This window comes from Thermoanaerobacter thermocopriae JCM 7501 (assembly GCF_001310975.1).
In the GTDB taxonomy this organism is placed as follows: domain Bacteria; phylum Bacillota; class Thermoanaerobacteria; order Thermoanaerobacterales; family Thermoanaerobacteraceae; genus Thermoanaerobacter; species Thermoanaerobacter thermocopriae.
In genome coordinates, this window is sequence record NZ_BAZY01000003.1 from 98,604 (window position 1) to 117,473 (window position 18,870).

The 18,870-nt window shown below is 33.7% G+C and carries 12 protein-coding genes and 6 pseudogenes; 9 read left to right on the forward strand and 9 right to left on the reverse strand.

Annotation, left to right across the window (positions count from 1 at the left end; genetic code table 11):
- The first annotated feature begins 202 nt into the window (after positions 1–202).
- Positions 203–2,565 (forward strand): annotated as a pseudogene (locus JCM7501_RS02145) (phosphodiester glycosidase family protein).
- Here the strand turns inward: JCM7501_RS02145 and JCM7501_RS02150 are convergent.
- A complete protein-coding gene (locus tag JCM7501_RS02150; protein ID WP_256201022.1) occupies positions 2,538–3,155 on the reverse strand; it encodes a hypothetical protein in 618 nt (205 codons plus the stop codon). The pseudogene JCM7501_RS02145 and the gene JCM7501_RS02150 sit on opposite strands and share 28 nt — an antisense overlap.
- 93 nt (positions 3,156–3,248) lie before the next feature.
- Here JCM7501_RS02150 and yyaC point away from each other — a divergent pair.
- Positions 3,249–3,757: pseudogene (gene yyaC, locus JCM7501_RS02155) on the forward strand (spore protease YyaC).
- A 2-nt stretch (positions 3,758–3,759) separates the two neighbouring features.
- On the opposite strand, the gene JCM7501_RS02160 reads toward yyaC, so the two are convergent.
- The 5 genes and pseudogenes from JCM7501_RS02160 to JCM7501_RS02180 form a co-directional block, all read right to left on the reverse strand.
- Complete coding sequence (locus JCM7501_RS02160) at positions 3,760–5,199, reverse strand: Gmad2 immunoglobulin-like domain-containing protein (protein ID WP_028991831.1); 1,440 nt, start codon at positions 5,197–5,199, stop codon at positions 3,760–3,762.
- A gap of 82 nt (positions 5,200–5,281) precedes the next feature.
- Complete coding sequence (locus tag JCM7501_RS02165) at positions 5,282–6,682, reverse strand: sensor histidine kinase (RefSeq protein WP_028991832.1); 1,401 nt, start codon at positions 6,680–6,682, stop codon at positions 5,282–5,284.
- Between the two features lie 10 nt (positions 6,683–6,692).
- Positions 6,693–7,370 carry a response regulator transcription factor gene (locus tag JCM7501_RS02170; RefSeq protein ID WP_028991833.1) on the reverse strand — a complete coding sequence of 226 codons (678 nt, stop codon included), beginning with the start codon at positions 7,368–7,370 and terminating at the stop codon, positions 6,693–6,695.
- A gap of 64 nt (positions 7,371–7,434) precedes the next feature.
- Positions 7,435–8,438: pseudogene (locus JCM7501_RS02175) on the reverse strand (LacI family DNA-binding transcriptional regulator); the annotation flags it as partial.
- Between the two features lie 305 nt (positions 8,439–8,743).
- Entirely contained in the window at positions 8,744–9,565 is an 822-nt protein-coding gene (locus JCM7501_RS02180) for a Cof-type HAD-IIB family hydrolase (RefSeq protein WP_028991834.1), read from the reverse strand.
- Between the two features lie 222 nt (positions 9,566–9,787).
- On the opposite strand from JCM7501_RS02180, the gene JCM7501_RS02185 reads away from it, so the two are divergent.
- The 7 genes and pseudogenes from JCM7501_RS02185 (at position 9,788) to panD (ending at position 14,762) form a co-directional block, all read left to right on the forward strand.
- On the forward strand, positions 9,788–10,462 hold the full coding sequence (locus JCM7501_RS02185) for a YetF domain-containing protein (protein ID WP_012994581.1): 675 nt from the start codon (positions 9,788–9,790) through the stop codon (positions 10,460–10,462).
- A gap of 2 nt (positions 10,463–10,464) precedes the next feature.
- Positions 10,465–10,848 carry a DUF4363 family protein gene (locus JCM7501_RS02190; protein WP_012994580.1) on the forward strand — a complete coding sequence of 128 codons (384 nt, stop codon included), beginning with the start codon at positions 10,465–10,467 and terminating at the stop codon, positions 10,846–10,848.
- A 74-nt stretch (positions 10,849–10,922) separates the two neighbouring features.
- Positions 10,923–11,687 (forward strand): tRNA (adenine-N1)-methyltransferase, encoded by a 765-nt coding sequence (locus tag JCM7501_RS02195; RefSeq protein WP_013149883.1) that lies wholly within the window; start codon positions 10,923–10,925, stop codon positions 11,685–11,687.
- A 201-nt stretch (positions 11,688–11,888) separates the two neighbouring features.
- Complete coding sequence (locus JCM7501_RS02200; protein WP_028991835.1) at positions 11,889–12,779, forward strand: Rossmann-like and DUF2520 domain-containing protein; 891 nt, start codon at positions 11,889–11,891, stop codon at positions 12,777–12,779.
- Positions 12,739–13,562: pseudogene (panB, locus tag JCM7501_RS02205) on the forward strand (3-methyl-2-oxobutanoate hydroxymethyltransferase). The gene JCM7501_RS02200 and the pseudogene panB overlap by 41 nt, the downstream one beginning before the upstream one ends.
- Positions 13,559–14,410, forward strand: coding sequence for a pantoate--beta-alanine ligase (gene panC, locus JCM7501_RS02210; protein ID WP_028991837.1), 852 nt, complete (start codon positions 13,559–13,561; stop codon positions 14,408–14,410). Before panB ends, panC begins: the two are co-directional and overlap by 4 nt.
- A pseudogene (panD, locus tag JCM7501_RS02215) lies at positions 14,410–14,762 on the forward strand (aspartate 1-decarboxylase). The gene panC and the pseudogene panD overlap by 1 nt, the downstream one beginning before the upstream one ends.
- A 39-nt stretch (positions 14,763–14,801) precedes the next feature.
- On the opposite strand, the pseudogene JCM7501_RS02220 reads toward panD, so the two are convergent.
- The 3 genes and pseudogenes from JCM7501_RS02220 to glcT form a co-directional block, all read right to left on the reverse strand.
- Positions 14,802–16,726 (reverse strand): annotated as a pseudogene (locus JCM7501_RS02220) (aconitate hydratase).
- A 24-nt stretch (positions 16,727–16,750) separates the two neighbouring features.
- On the reverse strand, positions 16,751–17,902 hold the full coding sequence (gene nifV / locus JCM7501_RS02225) for a homocitrate synthase (protein ID WP_028991840.1): 1,152 nt from the start codon (positions 17,900–17,902) through the stop codon (positions 16,751–16,753).
- 131 nt (positions 17,903–18,033) lie between these two features.
- The gene (gene glcT, locus JCM7501_RS02230) at positions 18,034–18,861 is read right to left on the reverse strand and encodes a glucose PTS transporter transcription antiterminator GlcT (RefSeq protein ID WP_028991841.1); all 828 of its coding nucleotides are present in this window, start codon (positions 18,859–18,861) and stop codon (positions 18,034–18,036) included.
- Positions 18,862–18,870: the final 9 nt, after the last annotated feature.

Below are 18,870 nucleotides of genomic sequence, written 5' to 3' on the forward strand. Positions count from 1 at the left end.
CTTTAATTTTTTTAACTATACTTTCAAAATCTCTATTATACGCTTTAAAAATTAATTGTTTCAACTTTATTCACTCGGTAAATAATAATTGTTAGACGAATATTTATGCTTTTGTAATACACCTGTAATAATACAATGGTACAATTAACTAGTAAAAGAAAACATATGTAAAACATAATAAAAAACAACGGGAGGGATATAATTGAACATTAAAAAAATTCTATCTTTAGGTGTTAGCATTCTTCTACTGCTTTTAACCTTTCCAACTCAAAATGTAAAGGCCAATACATATACAATCCTTGACAGAAAAGAATTTACGCAAAATTTAAGCAAAGGAGTTGTACATAAAAATATAGTCTATTTTACAACTGAAGGATGGATAAATGTAAATGTACTAAAAGTAGATTTAACTGATAAATATACTGATGTATCGGTGATTTTCAATCCTTCGGGCATAAAAAACAGAATGTCTGTGCGAGACATGGCAAATACTTATGGTGCTGTAGCTTCTGTAAATGGTGATTTCTTCGATACAACAACAGGATTTGTAATAGGGGCAACAGTAAAAGATGGAAGGTTAATAACAGACCCTTCAAATATAGGAAAGTTAGCTACTTTTTCTATTGACGCAAATGGCATACCTTCAATAGAATATTGGTCAAAAAGCATGTCCGTTACTCTTCCAAACGGCACAAAACTTCCTCTTGCCGCAATAAATAAAATAAGCAGTACCTTTGAGTATTTAGTGATGTACACAAGGGACTGGTTTTCAACATCTCCAGGAGCAAATGAAAATGTACCTCAGTTAGTAGAAGTCGTCGTGGATGGTAACGACAGGGTATTAGAAGTAAGGCAAGGACAGCTCCTGTCGAAATACCGCAGGACGGATATGTGTTAGCTGGTGCAGGCTATGTAGGACAAAATTTACTCACTTTAAAGCCAGGAGATGTAATACAAAAAGATATAAGGACAAATCCGCCTTTTGAAAATCTTAAAATGGCTGTAAGTGGCGGTACAATTCTTGTAAAAGATGGAAAAATTGCACCTTTTACCCATGAAATAAAAGGCTATACGGCAAGATCGGCAATAGGCTATACTCAAGACAAAAAATATTTGATTATTGCAACTGTTGACGGCTCTTCAACCCGCGGAATGACACAGCAAGAAATGGCAAATTTAATGATATCTTTAGGTGCATATGATGCTTTGAATTTAGATGGCGGCGGGTCCACGCAGATGGCTGTAAGGCCTTTGGGAGATACTGAAGCTAAGCTTGCGAACCATCCTCCTGAAGGCTATGAACGAAAAGTAGCAAACGGAATAGGAATATTTAATACAGCACCTCAAGGTAATCTATATGCCTTAAAATTAGAAGCATCAGATACTAACGTTTTTAAAGGACTTCATAGGACAATTACCGTAAAAGGATACGATAAAAATTACAACCCTGTCACAATTAATCCAGAAGAAGTTTTGTTTTCAGTAAATGGAATCACAGGAGTATTTAGTGGTAATACTTTTATGCCAACAAGCGTAGGAGAAGGTGTTATAACTGCAAGAGTAGGAAATGCTATTGGGACTATCAAGATAACTTCACTTGACAAACCTGTAGACATACGTTTTAATCCAGCTAATATAGTCATTGATAAAAACAAAAGCATACCTATAACAGTCACTGCAAAGAATATAAAAGGCTATAGGGCCTTAATAGAGCCGCAAGATATTACTTGGGAGGTTTATAATAACGTTGGAAATATAGATAAAAATGGAATGTTTGTCTCATCTAATTTAGATGTAACCGGTGCACTTGTCGCAAATGTGCTGGGAGAAAAAGCTATTTTGCCTGTTAAAGTAGGGCAAGGTTCAAAATTTGACACATCAGTGCTTCCTCATGTTACAGAATTTACGCAAATAGACCCATATAACAAAGAAGTAATTGTAAAAAACACTTATGATTCCTTTAAATTCATGGTGTTTGGTGATACTAAATATAACACCCTTTTGAAGTTGCATATATCTTTAAAAGCAGCAGATATTGCAAACGCGGAATACCCATTGGCTATATTCTTAGGAGATGTAAATGAAAAAGTGTTAAAAAACCTAAAAGTTAAATATATCACAACCGGTGATAAATACACAATGTATAATTATAATAATTCTACATTTATTGTGCTTAACAATCGCAGTGGAAGCCTTTTAAATCCGGATAAAAATCAATGGAGTTGGTTTAAAGAACAGCTTAACAACGTAAAAGGAGATAACCTTTTTATCATACTTCCCAAACCAGTATGGGGAAGCGATGGCTTCAAAGACGTTAAAGAAGCTACTTTATTTGAAGAAACTCTAAAAGAGTTCAAAGAAAATACAGGTAAAAATGTGTGGATTATATACAACGGCAAAAGCAAATTTTACACTACTTTAAATGATGAAATAAGATACATCACGACTTATGGAACAGACGTAGAAGGAAACACAAATGATATATACAATGACTTTGGTTTTATTTCTATAATGGTAAATGGCAAAGAAGTAAATTATCAGTTTAAAAATCTTATAAATAAATAAATTTTGTTAAATTTATAAACCTTTCTAAATTCAAGAAAGGGTTTATTTTTTGCAAAATATTCATTTGCTATTTCTACAAGGTAGCTGATCTCTTCCGAGGAAAGCTTATTTTTTAATATTTCCATTATTTTATCACTATCCTCTTGCGTTAAGCCTTTTTGAGCCATTTTCATAATTTCGCTCATATCATCTTTTCCTAATTTAAGGAGAATATTTATTACTCTAGCTTTTTGTGAAGGATCCATCTCATTTCGTACTTGTAAAATCTTTTCTAAAGTAACTATCACTCTATCATCATTACTATTTTCCTTTTGCGTTTTTTTGTTATTTTCTAAATCATAGGCTTCTTCTTTTTGTTGGTTTTCGAGCCTTGCCATTTCTTTTTTTTCTTTGTCTTTTTTTGAATCAATAGGTTGTTCTTCTTTGCAACTATTATTCTCTTCTTTTGTAAGTTGTTCTTTATTTTTTTCCCACAAACTTTGTTGAGAAAAATAAATAGGTTCTTCAAAATTTGTCTTAAACATAAACATAGTAGTGAAAAGAGCGATTACAATAACCACAACTAAATAAAATTTTAGCCTCTTCAACATTAGTCATTCCTTTCACATAATATTACGCATTTTTTATTATTTCTTGTTATAAAAATTTTAATTCAATTTATTTGTAAAGGAGGCTACTTATAGATGGAAGAATTAAGGCTTAAATATGACGACTCAAATGCAATTTATTTCATATCAAATTTTTTAAGTACATGTTTAAGTCCTAATTCGATTTTTTTGTGTATTGGTACAGATAGATTTATAAGTGATTCTTTAGGACCTATCGTAGGAAATCTACTGATAAAATCACTTCCACCAATTTATCATGTTTATGGCACTTTAAAGTCTCCAATCCACGCTATGAACTTAGAAGAAAACATAAAATACATAAAAAAGAAACATCCTAACAGTAAAATTATAGCTATAGATGCTTCCTTGGGAGGAAAAGAAAGTATAGGAAAAATTTCAATAAAAAAAGCCCCACTATACCCTGGAAAAGGCGTGGGGAAAATACTTCCTTCTGTAGGAGATGTATCAATAGTAGCATTGTCGATGTCTACGACTCATTTCTTTTAAACTCAGTAAGATTAGGGTTTGTATTTGAGATAGCCGAAGTAATCGCTAAAAGCATCCAACTTGCCTTGAGATGCTAAATTTACTTAAGTTTTAATGGAACAGAAACGAGGTTTTGTACAGAACCATCTTTAGGGCTTAGAGAGAAAACCTGAAGAATGCCGTTTTGAGGCTCTTTTAAAGCTTTGTAAGAGATTATAGCTTCAAAATCTCCCCAAGAAGGAGCACCAGCCGTAGCTTGCACAACAGTCTCACTTAAAATATTGCCATTGCTGTCAACAAGCCTTATATTTACATTTCCCTCAAATACTCTCGCTTTACCTATTACTTTGAAAGGACTTGTCACTACATCATTTTTAACTGGAGAAACTACTTTGATATTTGGTTCATAAGATATATTGCTTCTATCTGAAACTATTATAGCTCTCGCCTCTTTATCCTTGGTTAATATTATACCTAACTCATCTCCTATTTTTATTTCTGCAAAGTTAATATCTTTTTCTGCATACTTAAATCCACCTTGGCTGTCATAGCCGACTTTTGCCTGAAAATGTATAATAGCATCAGGCAATACTTTTATATCTGGCCCTACTTGATTTTTCATATCCTGAGAATCCTGGTATTCCCTTTCAATTGTTATAATCCTGTTTTCATAATCGATAGCCTTCACTATACCGTATATAAAGGTCTCTCCTTCAGCAGGATTCGTTTCAGGTATTTCAGTAAATTTGGCCTTCACATTGTCAATAACCCAAATATAGTTGTCCCCTTTACCAAGAGGCTGAATTAATGTTATACTGTACATTTTATTGTTGTGTATCGCCTCTACATAAGCTACACCATTGTTTTCATTTTTTAATGTCAATTCATCTTCACTTCCAATTCCTATTATTCCGCCTTCTTGCCTAAGAAGTTGGATAGGGTCAAAACGCCACGTTTCTTTCCCTAAATCTGCTCTTTCTTGTAGTTTCTTTATCCTATCTGGGTTATTGTATACATCCCCTACCAATATCATTCTTTTTAAAGGATCTAAACCTATTTTGTATTTTCCTACTGCATCAATTTTATTTCCTTCCACTAGTATTTGAACGCTTTCGACTCCGGGTATATCAGTCAAAGCATTTACCAATGCAGCAACTCTTAATTTGTCTATCCCTTCATCTTCACTGTCCTGTAAAAATTCCTTAGAAAAGTTTACAAAAGCAATTCCCTCCTGCAATTCTATAGAAATTAGCTTCGTCCCATTAGGAAATACCGGTTTTGCATATTCATCCGTTGGCCCTTTAATCATTTCAGCTACAACTTGTTTTAAAACATCAGCATCTTTAGAAATAAGTCTCCTTTCTAAAATAAGGCCATTCATTTTATCATTTAAAAAATAAAGAGAAATCTCTTTCGACACGTCTTGCACTATAGGCTTGGGATTTATAGGACTATTTTTTTCGCTGTTATTAACTTTCGCAAAGCACCCCGCCAGCGTCAAAACAAACATGACTATCAATACTAAAGCAATTCTTTTCACTTTTATTCCCTCCCTTTGGTTTAATCTTATTATACTTTTGTTACACAAACATTAAATAAACATAAAAAAATAATTAAAAAGTTTAATCCCTTTTCTTTTTAGGAAGGGAAATTTTAAATACGGTTCCTTCTCCAACTTTACTTACCACTGTGACTTTGCCTTCATGAATATCTATTATCTCTTTAGCAATAGCAAGCCCTAAGCCAAAGCCTCCACTTTTTTTAGACCTTGCAGTATCCACTCTTGTAAATCGTTCGAATATCTTTGGAAGATTTTCTTCACTTATACCTATGCCATTATCTGCTACAGCAAGGTAAATATTGTTTTCATCTTCTTCTAGGCTTACCATCACATTTCCACCTTCATTAGTATATTTTATTCCATTTTCTACAATATTATAGACCATCCTATAAAACCTGTCTGGATCAACTTCTGCAAAAACATTATTTTTACCTTCAAATTTAAGATTTATATCTTTTGTCTTTGCAAGAGGAAATAGACTTTCTATTACATCTAATATAATTTCGCTTATCTCACTTTTTCTAACTTTTACTGCTTTAATTTTATCCATTCTCGCCAATTCCAATAAATCATTTACCAATCTTGTCATCCTATCCAGCTCGCCGTTTACATCCTTTAATATTTCTTTATAAAATGTTATGTCCTGGTTTTTGCTATTTATTAAAGATTCTATCAACGCTTTTACAGATGCCAGAGGAGTTTTTAGTTCATGAGAAGCATCCGAAACAAATCTTTTCCGTTCTTCATCTATTTTCACTAAACTAAAACTCATCTTATTAAAAGCATTAGCCAATTTCCCAATTTCATCATTGCTTTTTACCTCGACTTTATAGTCCAATTTACCTTGAGATAAAATATTTGCTGCTTCTGTTAATCGTTTTAAAGGATTGGTAATATAAGAAGCCACCAAAAGGCTTAAAAAGCTTACTAAAAATCCAATACCTGTAAAAGTATATATCATGCGATATTTTATAGATTTCAAAAGGCCTATTATGTTATCTATAGAAGAAGATATAAGTATTGCCCCTACTACATTGTTTTTGGCTATAACAGGGACTGCAGTATACATCGCCCAACCTACACCATTTATATCATGAATACTTGTAGAACCCTTGCCATTTAAAGCCTCTTTTATATCGTTGTAATCCTTTATTACTTTTCCTTCAAATTCTTTAGAGGAAGCAGAATCCACCAATACTTTTCCATTTATATTAGTAAAAAGTATTCTTGAATTTATTTGTTTTGCATACTCCATTATCGTTGGCTCAATCAAATGAGAAGAAGCGGTACCTACAAATCTTGATACAAAATTAGATACCATATTGGCTTGCATTAAATTATTGACTCTGACATTCTCTAAATAACTCCCTTCAATGTAACGGTAAAGATAAAGACCTGTTAATGCCAATGAAATTATTAAAATTGTCAAATATAAAGAGAAAATTTTCCACCTTAAACTCATTTTATCACCTTTACTTCATATAGTATCCTGCACCCCATTTGGTGAAAATATATTGAGGATTTGCAGGGTCATCTTCAATTTTCTCTCTAAGTTTTCTCACATGCACTGTAACAGTATTTGTATCACCGTAAAAATCAAATCCCCATACCAAGTCTAGCAATTTATCTTTTGTATAAACCTTTCCTGGATTAGATGCTAACAACACTAAAATTTCAAATTCTTTATTGGTAAGCTCAATTCTCTTTCCTCTTTTGTAAACTGCCCTTTCGGGAATACTTATATAAAGTTCTCCCCTTTTTATTTCGTCTTTTTTCTTAGTATAAGGATTTGTAGCTCTTCTTAAAAGCGCTCTTATCCTCGCAATAAGTTCTCTCGTGTTAAAAGGCTTCGCCAAATAATCATCGGCTCCTATTTCTATTCCCACAATCCTGTCAACATCCTCTCCCCTTGCAGTAAGCATAATTATTGGTATATTTGAAAAAGTTCTTATCTCTCTACACACAGAAAAACCATCTAACTTAGGAAGCATAATATCTAAAATTACTAGGTCATAATTTCCCAAACGAACCTTGTCAAGACCTTCTTCTCCGTCGTAAGCAGTATCAATTTCAAAGCCTTCTTCTTCTAAAGAAAGTTTTAAACCTTTTACAAACATCTCTTCATCGTCTATAATCAACAATCTTTCCATATAACCTCCCTCCTAACACCAGTATAACATAATAATTTACAAAAAAAATAGCCTTAACGGCTATTTTTTCTTCTCCAAAACCAGTAGATTCTCTTACAATCAACTGATGAGGCAAAATAACGTGCATTTCTTCAATCGGTTCTTTTGCTAAAAGTTTTGTTAAAAGTCTCATGCTAACAGCTCCTATATCATAAGCAGGCTGTTGTATTGTAGTAATTGTCGGCTTAAAAATAGTAGAAATATAAGTATTGTCAAAACCCACTACATGGATATCTTCTGGTACTTTGAGATTTGAGTCAAATATCGCGTTTATAGCAGCAGCAGCCATATCATCTGATGCAGCAAATACTGCATCTACTTTGTATTCCAAAAGCTTTAACATAGCTAAATACGCTTTCCGAGTTTTAAATTCTCCTTCTACTACTAAATCAGGGTCATATTTTATGCCATGTTCTTGGAGAGCTTTTTTGTAACCCTCAATCCTTTGAAGACCTCCTATCGGGTCATTCATAGGCCCTGAAATCATAGCTATTTTTTTGTGTCCTAAAGAAATCAAGTATTTGACTGCATCGTATGCAGCTTTTTCATTGTCAATCATAACACTAGGAAATCTTTTATCTTTGTCTTGAGTACCTGCCAGTACTACCGGTACACCAAATTCGTTAAATGTTTGTATGACACTGTCCCTTACAATATCCCCCATAAATATAATCCCGTCTACCTGCTTTTCTCCCAATATTTCTATATATTTGATTTCCTTTTCCTCTTTTTGGTCAGTGTTACACAAAAATATGTTATAGTTATACATGGCAGCAATATCCTCTATCCCTCTAACTACTTCGGGATAGAAAGTGCTAGAAATATCTGGAATTATAAGCCTATAGTATGAGTCTTTTGGATCTTTAAACTACGAGCCAATGCATTTGGTTTGTATCCAGTCTTTTTTATAGCTTCTAATACTTTTTGCCTTGTCTCGTCCGTAACGACAGCACTGTTATTTAACACTCTCGAAACCGTAGCAATTGATACTTTTGCTTCTCTCGCCACATCTTTTATTGTTGCACTCATCTTAATCACTCCCAGGATTAATCGTTTTCGCTTTATGTTATTTTACTTTTTTATAGGAATTTTGTCAATAGATTTTTTCACTCATTTTCATGTATTTTTTTTGACTGATTCCTCCTTTAACTCAATTTTTTGTACTTTTTCGCAAAATAGAGGCAAAAAAGAGAATAACATATATAAAATCCCAACAAATATAATAACCAAACTGATAAATTTTATAACCATCCCTTCCATGGTCATCACCTAAAATAAAAATATATTACCGCCTCGCGGTAATATATTTTATTCCCTTTCGTTTAAACTGGTTACTACACAGCTACTGACTTTTTATTTAAGAAAAATTTATCTATTACATGCGCAACTCCATCTTCATCATTTGATAAAGTTGTATAATCTGCTTTTATCTTTACAATGTCAGGAGCGTTTCCCATAGCCACTCCTAGTCCTGCATATTCTATCATTGACAAGTCATTTAGATTGTCTCCAACCGCCACTACCTGATCTCTTTTTATGTTGTACATATTGGCAAGAGTTTTTAAAGCATTACCCTTGCTTACTCCTTTTGCATTAATCTCTAAATGTCCTCCTCCAGATGTAGAAATAGTCAACCTTTTTGCAATTTCGTCGTAAACTTGTGCATCAATAGAAATGGGATTTTTAATATCATTTATCGCATAGATTTTAGCTGTTACGCTTCCCGTCTTCTCAAGAAATTCCTCCAAATTGCCCACCGCATTTACAGTAACATTGTTAAAAGAAAGGTACCACTCTACTCTATCAGTTATTTTTTCCACGTATAGCTCATCATCAATATAGAGGTTAATATGATATCCACTTTCTTTTAACAATCTTATCGCAAATATTGCGTCCTCTGTTTGTATCGGATTGTAATAATATACTTTTTTAGTATAAATATCTTTTATTAAAGCGCCATTATAAGAAATTACTGGAGCATTAATATTAAGTTTAAGGGCATAGGGAAGGATAGAAGAAAACATACGACCAGTTGCGATAGTAAAAATTACCCCCTTTGAAATCACCTCTCTAATTGCTTCTTTATTTTTATCAGAAATTTCAGAATTGCTATTTAATAAACTCCCATCAGCATCTGTGACAAAAAGTTTATACATAGTACTTCAACCCCTATATTTTATTTATCCCTCATCTATATTATAACAGTTTGTAAATTTACATACTATATCATAAATTGTTATAAAACGTTATCATTGAAAATTTTACATTCCAAAAAATTCCTTAACAAAGTTTTATGAAAAAGAGCAGAATAAATATAAATGAATATTTTCAAAGTCCTTCAACAATACTATATATGAAGACTTAGAAAGGGTGACATTATGCTAATATTATTTTTCCGTACCCTAATTTTATACGCTCTTATAGTAATATTTATGAGAATTTCAGGAAAACAGCAAATAGGTCAACTTCAGCCCTATGAGTTAGTAGTGGCAATCATGATAGCAGACTTAGTTGCAATTCCTATGCAAAATAAAGGAATTCCTCTTTTATCTGGTATTATACCTATTTTAACCCTTTTAGTTTCGCAACTTTTTTTATCCTACTTGTCAATGAAAAGCTTAAGAGCAAGAGCTATAATTTGCGGTACACCTACTATTTTAATTGAAAAAGGTAAAATCCTAACGTCTCAACTTCAAAAAGAACGCTACAATATAAATGACCTTTTGGAAGAATTAAGAGTAAAAGGTTACCCTAATATAGCCGATGTGGAATATGCAATACTTGAAACAAATGGCAGTTTAAGCGTTATACCAAAGAGCGACAAAAGGCCTGTAACTCCTCAAGACCTAAATTTAACTCCCCAATACGAGGGATTACCACTTCCTATAATAATAGACGGAAGAATTATGCATCAGAATATGCAGAAAGCAGGTATTGATATGGAATGGCTAAATGAACAGCTGAAAATGTGGAAAATACAAAATGTCAAAGAAGTACTCTTTGCCTCTTTAGACACCAATAAAGTTTTAACTGTTTACAGAAAGGAAGATTAAATGTGCGATATGTAGTTCCTTTGATGATATCTGTCGTTATTTTTATAGTGCTTTTAGATATTATATCTTTTAAATACCTTGATAAAACCTCTGAAAATTTAAATAAAATGTTAACAAAAGTGCAGCAAAACATAGAAAAAGAGCATTGGGAAGAAGCACAAAAAAACATAAAAACAGTAGAAAAAGAATGGAAAAATATAAATAAAAAATGGGCAATGCTAATAGAGCATAGAGAAATTGATGAAATAGAAATAAACATGGAAAAACTAAAAAGTTATGTGGATACGAAAAATAAAGACCTAAGCAGTGCACAGCTTAAAGCTATTAAAATGTTAATTAGGCATATACCTCAAAACGAAAAACCTATTCTTGAAAATATCCTTTAAATCTGTAACTTTATAAAACAATGTGTTATAATATATAGGCATAAAAACCTTTTTAAAAGAAAGGGGGAACAACCATGACATCACCAATAACTACAAAACGCGTAATAATAGGACCAGACAATTTTAAAAAAGTAGTGGATCTATCTTCTCCCTCTAAAATTGGGCTTCCAAAAGGTCAAATTGACACAGAATTCTTGTCTCAAATAAAACCTGGAAATAGCTTTGAAGTACAAGGAGTAAAATATTATGTACTTAACTGCGATACATTTGATTATATAATGCACTATTTAAAGCGTCAAACACAAATTATCTATCCAAAAGAAGCAAATTACATTGCGATGCGCCTTGACATTTTTCCAGGCAAAAGAGTAGGTGAAGCTGGAACTGGTTCTGGTGCTTTTACTGTATACCTCTCTCGTATTTTAGGGCCTTATGGAAGAGTATATACATATGAGCAAAGAGAAGAATTTTATAAACTGGCGCAAAAAAATCTCAGGGAGTTTTCGGAATTTGATAATGTCATAATGTACAATAAATCTATAAATGAGGGAATCAAAGAAAGAGACTTGGACGCATTTTTCTTAGATGTTAGAAAACCGTGGGAAGTTTTAGAAGAAGTAAGGAAAGCGCTAAAACCTGCAGGACACCTAGGAATATTAGTTCCCACTACAAATCAAGTATCTGAAAGTTTGGCTGCACTTGAAAAAGCTGGCTTTTATATTTCAGAAGTCAGTGAAATTATACTTAGAAAATATAAATTAAACCCTCAAAGGTTAAGGCCAGAAGATTTAATGGTAGGACACACAGGGTATCTCATTTTTGCAAGGAAGCTAGAATAGTAATTGTCTTTATTGACTACAAAATCCCATTGTGCTATTATTCCAAAAGTGGTGGTATCTTTATAGAACCACACACTTAATAAAAATTCAATAGGCTCATTTCGGCCCCGCCAGGATCACAAGACCGGGACGGGAAATAAAGAAGATTTACCTTCCCATCCGTGGAAGGTTTTTTGTCTTAATTAAAAGGAGGGAAAACTATTGAAAATTGGATTTATCGGGGCTGGTGTTGTAGGAACAAGCCTCGCTTTTTTGTTATCCCAAAAGGGTATTAATATCTCAGGTTTTTTAAGTAGAAATTTAGAATCAGCCAAAAAATCGGCTGAATTTACACAATCTAAAGCCTTTTATAATTATGAAGAGATTATTACAAATGCTGATGTAATCATAATAAGTACAAATGACAGTAGCATACCAGAAGTAGTAAACAATTTAAGTCAACACAAAGAAATACTTAAAGAAAAAATTTTTGCTCACTTAAGTGGAGCTTTAAATTTAGAAGTTTTAAATCCTCTTAAAGATGAAAATAATTTTATCATGGTAATGCATCCTATACAAACGTGCCCCTCTGTATCAGCAGCTTTAGAACTTCTTCCAGAATCCTATTTCACTTTAGAAGGAGATGAAAAAGCAGTTGAAATTGGAAAAGAAATGGTAAATAAAATATCAGGTAAATACATAGTTTTAAACAATGTAGTAAGACCCCTTTATCACGCTGCTTGTGTTGTAGCCTCAAATTACCTTGTAGCACTTTCAAAATTTAGTTTGCTTCTTTTAAAAGAATCAGGCTTTCCTTTTGAAGATTATCCTGAGGCCCTAATTCCTCTAATGGAAGGAACTTTAAAAAATATAAAAGAAAATGGAATACCTAAAGCCTTGACTGGTCCTATAGCAAGAGGAGATATAAATACTATAAAACTTCACCTTGAAAATATAAAAGATCCAAATCTTAAAGAACTCTATAAAAGTTTAGGTAAATTAACTCTTGATATAGCCTATAAAAAAGGAAATTTAAGTGATGAAAAATATTTTAAACTGGAGGGGATATTAAATGGAGGAAAAGGTAACAACTCTCACACTAAAGAAATTTAAGAAAGAAGGAAGAAAGATTGTAGCTTTAACTGCTTATGACTTTCCCACAGCTAAAATCCTCGATAATTGCGGAATTGACATGATTTTAGTAGGAGATTCTCTCGGAATGGTGGTTTTAGGATACCAAAGCACAATACCTGTCACAATGGAGGACATGATACATCACACAAAAGCAGTATCTAAGGCAGTAAATCGTGCCTTTGTAGTTGCCGACATGCCTTTCATGTCATATCACATATCAAAAGAACAGGCTATGACTAATGCTGCAAAGCTTATTGCAGAAGGCGGAGCTCACGCTGTAAAGTTGGAGGGTGGAGAAGAAATAGCTTCAATAGTCAAAGCCATAGTAGATGCAGGAATACCAGTGGTAGGTCATCTCGGTCTCACTCCTCAATCAGTACATCAATTGGGAGGATATAAAGTCCAAGGCAAAGAAAAAGAGAAAGCCAAAAAAATTTTTAACGATGCAAAAATATTAGAACAAGCTGGCATATGTGCCTGGTGCTTGAAAGCATCCCAATGGAGCTTGCAAAAGACATTGCAGAAAATATTTCAGTTCCAACTATTGGAATAGGAGCAGGTCCTTACTGCGATGGCCAAATCCTCGTCACCCACGACATGTTGGGAATAACTCAAGGTCATAGGCCTAAATTTGTAAAACAATACGCTAATATTGAAAAAATAATGATAGAGGGCATAAATGCCTACATTAAAGAAGTACAACAAGGTCTATTCCCAGATGAAGAACATTCTTTTACTTTAGAAAAGAGGGAGAATAAATGATAGTAACAGATAAAATTAGTGATGTAAAAAATATAATTAAAGAACAAAAACTATCAGGTAAAAAAATTGGACTTGTACCTACAATGGGATATTTGCACGAGGGCCATTTGTCCCTCGTAAGAATTGCAAAAAAGCATTCAGATTTTGTAGCTGTAAGCATATTTGTAAATCCAATTCAATTCGGACCTAATGAAGACTTTGATAGATATCCTCGAGACTTGGAAAGGGATTTAAAACTTCTTAAAAAAGAAGGATGTAACCTTGTTTTTGCTCCTTCTGTAGAGGAAATGTATCCTTCTGAACTTCTCACAACAGTAAATGTAGATAAAATTACTGAAAAACTTTGCGGAGCTTTCAGGCCCGGTCATTTTAAAGGCGTCACAACAGTTGTGGCAAAATTATTTAACATTTTCACACCTGACATCGCAGTTTTCGGACAAAAAGACGCCCAACAAGTTGCAGTAATAAAGAAAATGGTAGAAGACTTAAATTTCCCTGTAGAAATAATCAAAGCGCCTATTGTAAGGGAAAGTGACGGTTTAGCAATGAGCTCAAGAAATGTATATCTAAATCCTGAAGAAAGAAAAGCCGCCACAATACTTTCGAAATCTTTAAAAGAAGCTGAAAAATTACTTTTAGATGGCGAAAGAAATGCTAATACTATAATAAAAAAAGTAGAGGAAGTCTTAAACTCAGAACCTTTATGCAAAGTCCAATATGTCTCCTGCGTTCATCCTGATACATTAAAAGACTTAACTTATATAAAAGATAAAGCACTTATTGCAATAGCTTGCTTTATTGGGACAACAAGGCTTATAGATAATCTATTGTGGGGGGAAAATATATAATGCAAAGGTTTATGATGAAATCAAAAATACACAGAGCAATTGTAACGGAGACAAATTTAAATTATCAAGGCTCTATAACCATTGATAAAGATTTAATGGAACTTGCTGATATACTGCCAAATGAAAAAGTACAAGTTTTAAGCATCAACAACGGTGCAAGATTTGACACTTATGCAATAGAAGGCGAAAGAGGCTCAGGTACAATATGCATAAACGGTGCAGCAGCAAGACTATGTCAGGTAGGCGACATAATCATCATAATATCTTACGCAATAATAGATGATGAGGAAGCAAAAATTATAAGCCTAAAGTAATATTTGTAGATGAAAACAATAAACCTGTAAACAAATAATTCATTACAAATTAAGGCACCTACTTTATAGTAAGTGCCTTAATTTGTTTTATTTTTACTTTTTACATAATTTATCATTCCGCCTGCTATGAGTACTTCTCTGTTTCTATCTGAAACATCAAGATTTACTTCAAAAGTTGTGCCTTTCGTTTGGTTTTTTACTGTTATCCTGCCGCCTCTTTTTACTTGTTCTACTGCATTTTCTATCTTTAAAACATCCCCAACCTCAATGTTTCATAATCTTTTTCATCTACAAAAGTAAGAGGAAGAATTCCACTATTTATAAGGTTTGCTTTGTGTATTCTTGCAAATGACTTTGCTATAACAGCCTTTACTCCTAAGTAAAGCGGAGCCAATGCTGCGTGCTCTCGGCTTGAACCTTGTCCGTAATTTACCCCACCGACAATTATACCACCGCCCCATTCAATCGCCCTTTTCGAAAAGTTTTCATCTATTATCTCAAAGCAGTGTTTCGAAAGTTCAGGAATATTAGACCTTAATGGCAACAACTTAGCATTTGAAGGCATTATATGGTCTGTAGTTATGTCATCTCCTACTTTAATTAGCACCCTCTTTTCTATATCAGAAAGAGGAGTGTTAAGAGGAAATGGCTTTATATTAGGACCTTTTATTACTTCAACTTTTTCTCTATCCTCCGGTGGTTTAACAATCATGTTATCATTTATTTCAAACTTTTCTACATAGGGGACTTCAGGGGCTTCTCCTAATTCTCTAGGATCAATTAAATAACCTGTCAAAGCCGCAGCAGCAGCAACTTCAGGGCTTACAAGATACACTGATGCTGACTTAGTACCACTTCTACCATAAAAGTTTCTATTAAAGGTTCTTACAGAAATTGCCCCTGTTGCAGGAGCTTGACCCATGCCAATGCAGGGACCACAAGCACTTTCCAATATTCTCGCACCTGCTGAGATTAAGTCAGAAAGCGCACCATTTTTTGCTAGCATATTAAGAACTTGTCTTGAACCCGGAGCAATTACAAGGCTTACATGTTCTGGAATAACTTTACCTCTCAATATGGAAGCAACTTTCATTAAATCAGCATAAGAGGAATTTGTACATGACCCTATAGCAACTTGGTCAACTTTTGGTCTTCCTGCATCTTTAACTTTTACAACATTATCAGGACTATGAGGGAGTGCTACTAATGGTTCCAGTTCATCAAGGTTTATTTCAATGACCTCATCATATTCTGCATCTTCATCAGCAGCCAAAGGCACAAATGCATTTTCTCTTCCTTGGGCTTTTAAAAATTCATAAGTCCTTTCATCTGAGGGAAAAATTGAAGTAGTAGCTCCTAACTCTGCTCCCATATTGGCAATTGTAGCTCTTTCGGGTACTGATAGAGTTTTTACCCCATCTCCCGAGTATTCGAAAATCTTCCCAACTCCACCTTTTACTGTAAGTCTTCTTAAAAGCTCTAATATTACATCCTTTGCGGATACCCAAGGTCTAAGCTTCCCAGTAAGTCTCACATTTACAATGGAAGGCATAATAATTCTGTAAGGCTCTCCCGCCATAGCCAAAGCAACATCTAATCCTCCTGCTCCTATAGCTAACATTCCTAACCCACCTGCTGTTGGCGTATGGCTATCAGAACCTAAAAGAGTTTTCCCAGGCCTTCCGAATCTTTCGCAATGTACTTGATGGCAGATTCCATTGCCAGGCCTTGAAAAATATATGCCATATTTTGCTGCAACAGTCTGAATATATCTGTGGTCATCCGCGTTTTCAGGACCTTGCTGTAATGTATTGTGGTCAATGTAAGCAACAGAAAGCTCAGTTTTTACTCTATCGATACCGAGAGCCTCTAATTGTAGGTACGCCATGGTACCAGTAGAGTCTTGAGTCAAAGTTTGGTCAATTTTAATTGCTATTTCTCGACCTTTCACCATTTCTCCTTCTACAAGGTGAGAAGATAATATTTTCTGCGTAAGATTCATTGCCTTCACTCCTGTAACATAATTTTATATAGCCTTTTCTCTATTTTTAATAACATCCTCATAAAGGTACATCAGCTCTTTATCAAAAAGCGGCCTCTTAAGCTGTATAGCTAATTTTCTTACATGAGGCAAAAGCTGATTTGCTTCTTCTTCTGTTAAAACTCTGCCATATTCTTTAAACTTATTAATAAGAGCTGCAGTACCAGAATGCTTGCCTATCACAATCTGCCTTTCAAGGCCTACTTCATCAGGGTTAAATATTTCGTATGTGTAAGGATTTTTAAGGGCACCATCTACATGAATACCTGACTCATGAGCAAAGACATTTGTTCCAACTATAGCTTTCCATGCTGGCAACTGTCTTCCTGAGGCTAAAGCAACATATTCGGAAATCTCCCTAAACTTAGTTGTATCTATTCCTAAATCTATTTTATAGACGTGCTTTAATGCCATTACAACCTCTTCTAAAGCAGCATTTCCGGCTCTTTCTCCAAGGCCGTTTACAGTAACTCCTATAAAATTGGCTCCTGCTTTCATACCCGCAAGAGCGTTGGCAGTGGCCATTCCAAAGTCATTATGAGTATGCATTTCAATATCAATATCAACAGCTTCTTTTATTGTTTTGACCATGTCGTAAGTTTTGAAGGGATCTAAAAAGCCTACAGTGTCACAAAATCTTAAACGATCTGCTCCTGCCTGTTTTGCACATTTGGCAAATTCAATAAGAAAGTCCATATCTGTACGAGAGGCATCTTCTGCGTTTACAGAAACATATACACCTTCTTTTTTCGCGAATTTAACTGCTTCTGTCATATTGTCCAAAACCCATTGTCTTGTCTTTTTAAGTTTATGCTCAATGTGAATATCAGAAGTAGACACAGAGATTGCAACTGCATCAACGCCACATTCCAAAGACTCTTGAACATCTTTTACTACTGCTCTATTCCATGCCATTATGCTGGCATTCAATCCAAGCTTTGCAATTTTTGCAACAGTTTCTTTTTCGTCTCCTCCCATTGTGGGAATACCTACTTCTAATTGGTCTATCCCAATTTCATCTAACATTTGTGCAATTCTGATTTTTTCGTTATTTGCAAACACAACTCCTGCAGTTTGCTCTCCATCCCTTAAAGTCGTATCAACAATATAGACTTTCTTCCCCTTTTTAAGAGCCATTTAGCTTCCCCCTTCAAAAATTCTATATAAGATATTTTATATGTAACCATTTATAAAGTCAATAGTATTTTGCAATTTTTACAATGCAAAATTGCAAAACCCGAACTAAAATTAATTTTAGTTCGGGTTTGCTAAATAGTATTGATTAATCGTTGAATGTGTATTGCAATATATCCTATTTCTTCTTCGGGAACTTCTTTTCCTAATGTATTTTCTATTACTTTTGAGACTTGCATTGCTATCTTATAAGCTCCCTTAAATTTTTTCTTTATCGAGGCTAAAAGTTCATTTGCTATTGGTGTATTTTTTTCTAACCTATCAATAGCAAAGCGCAGGTGAGTTACAAGTCTTAGATAATCAATCGAATCTCTATCAATATGTTTTCCTAATTGATTTTCAATTATTGACACTAATTGAGAAATCAATCTAGTATTTTTCAAAGTATTTGACAAATCAGCATTTTCTACAGCAGCATGCAAATGAAGTGCTATAAAGCCTGCTTCATCTTCGGGTAGTGAAATATTAAGCCTTTGCTTTATCAGTTCTAACGCTTTTAATGCAATATTGTAATCATCTTTATATAAAGCTTTTATCTCCATATTAAAAGGATTTTTTATATCTATTCCCATATTTATTCTTTCAATTGCAAAAGCAATATGATCAGCAAGTGCAATGTGTATATGCTCATTAAGTTTCTTTCCTTTTATTTTTTCTGCCATCGCTATAATTTCTTCTGCAATCCCTATTACATCTCCTCTTATCTCTTCCATTAACTCAGAAAATTTAATTTTATTAACATCTTCTTGTACATAAAATATTTTTTCTAATTTATCTTCTTCAATAATATCACCTGGTCTTTTGCCAAATCCTATGCCTTTTCCAATGACTACGCATTCCACACTTTTATCATCTTTTGCCATACACACATTATTGTTAAGAACTTTTACCACTTGATACATAATTAATAC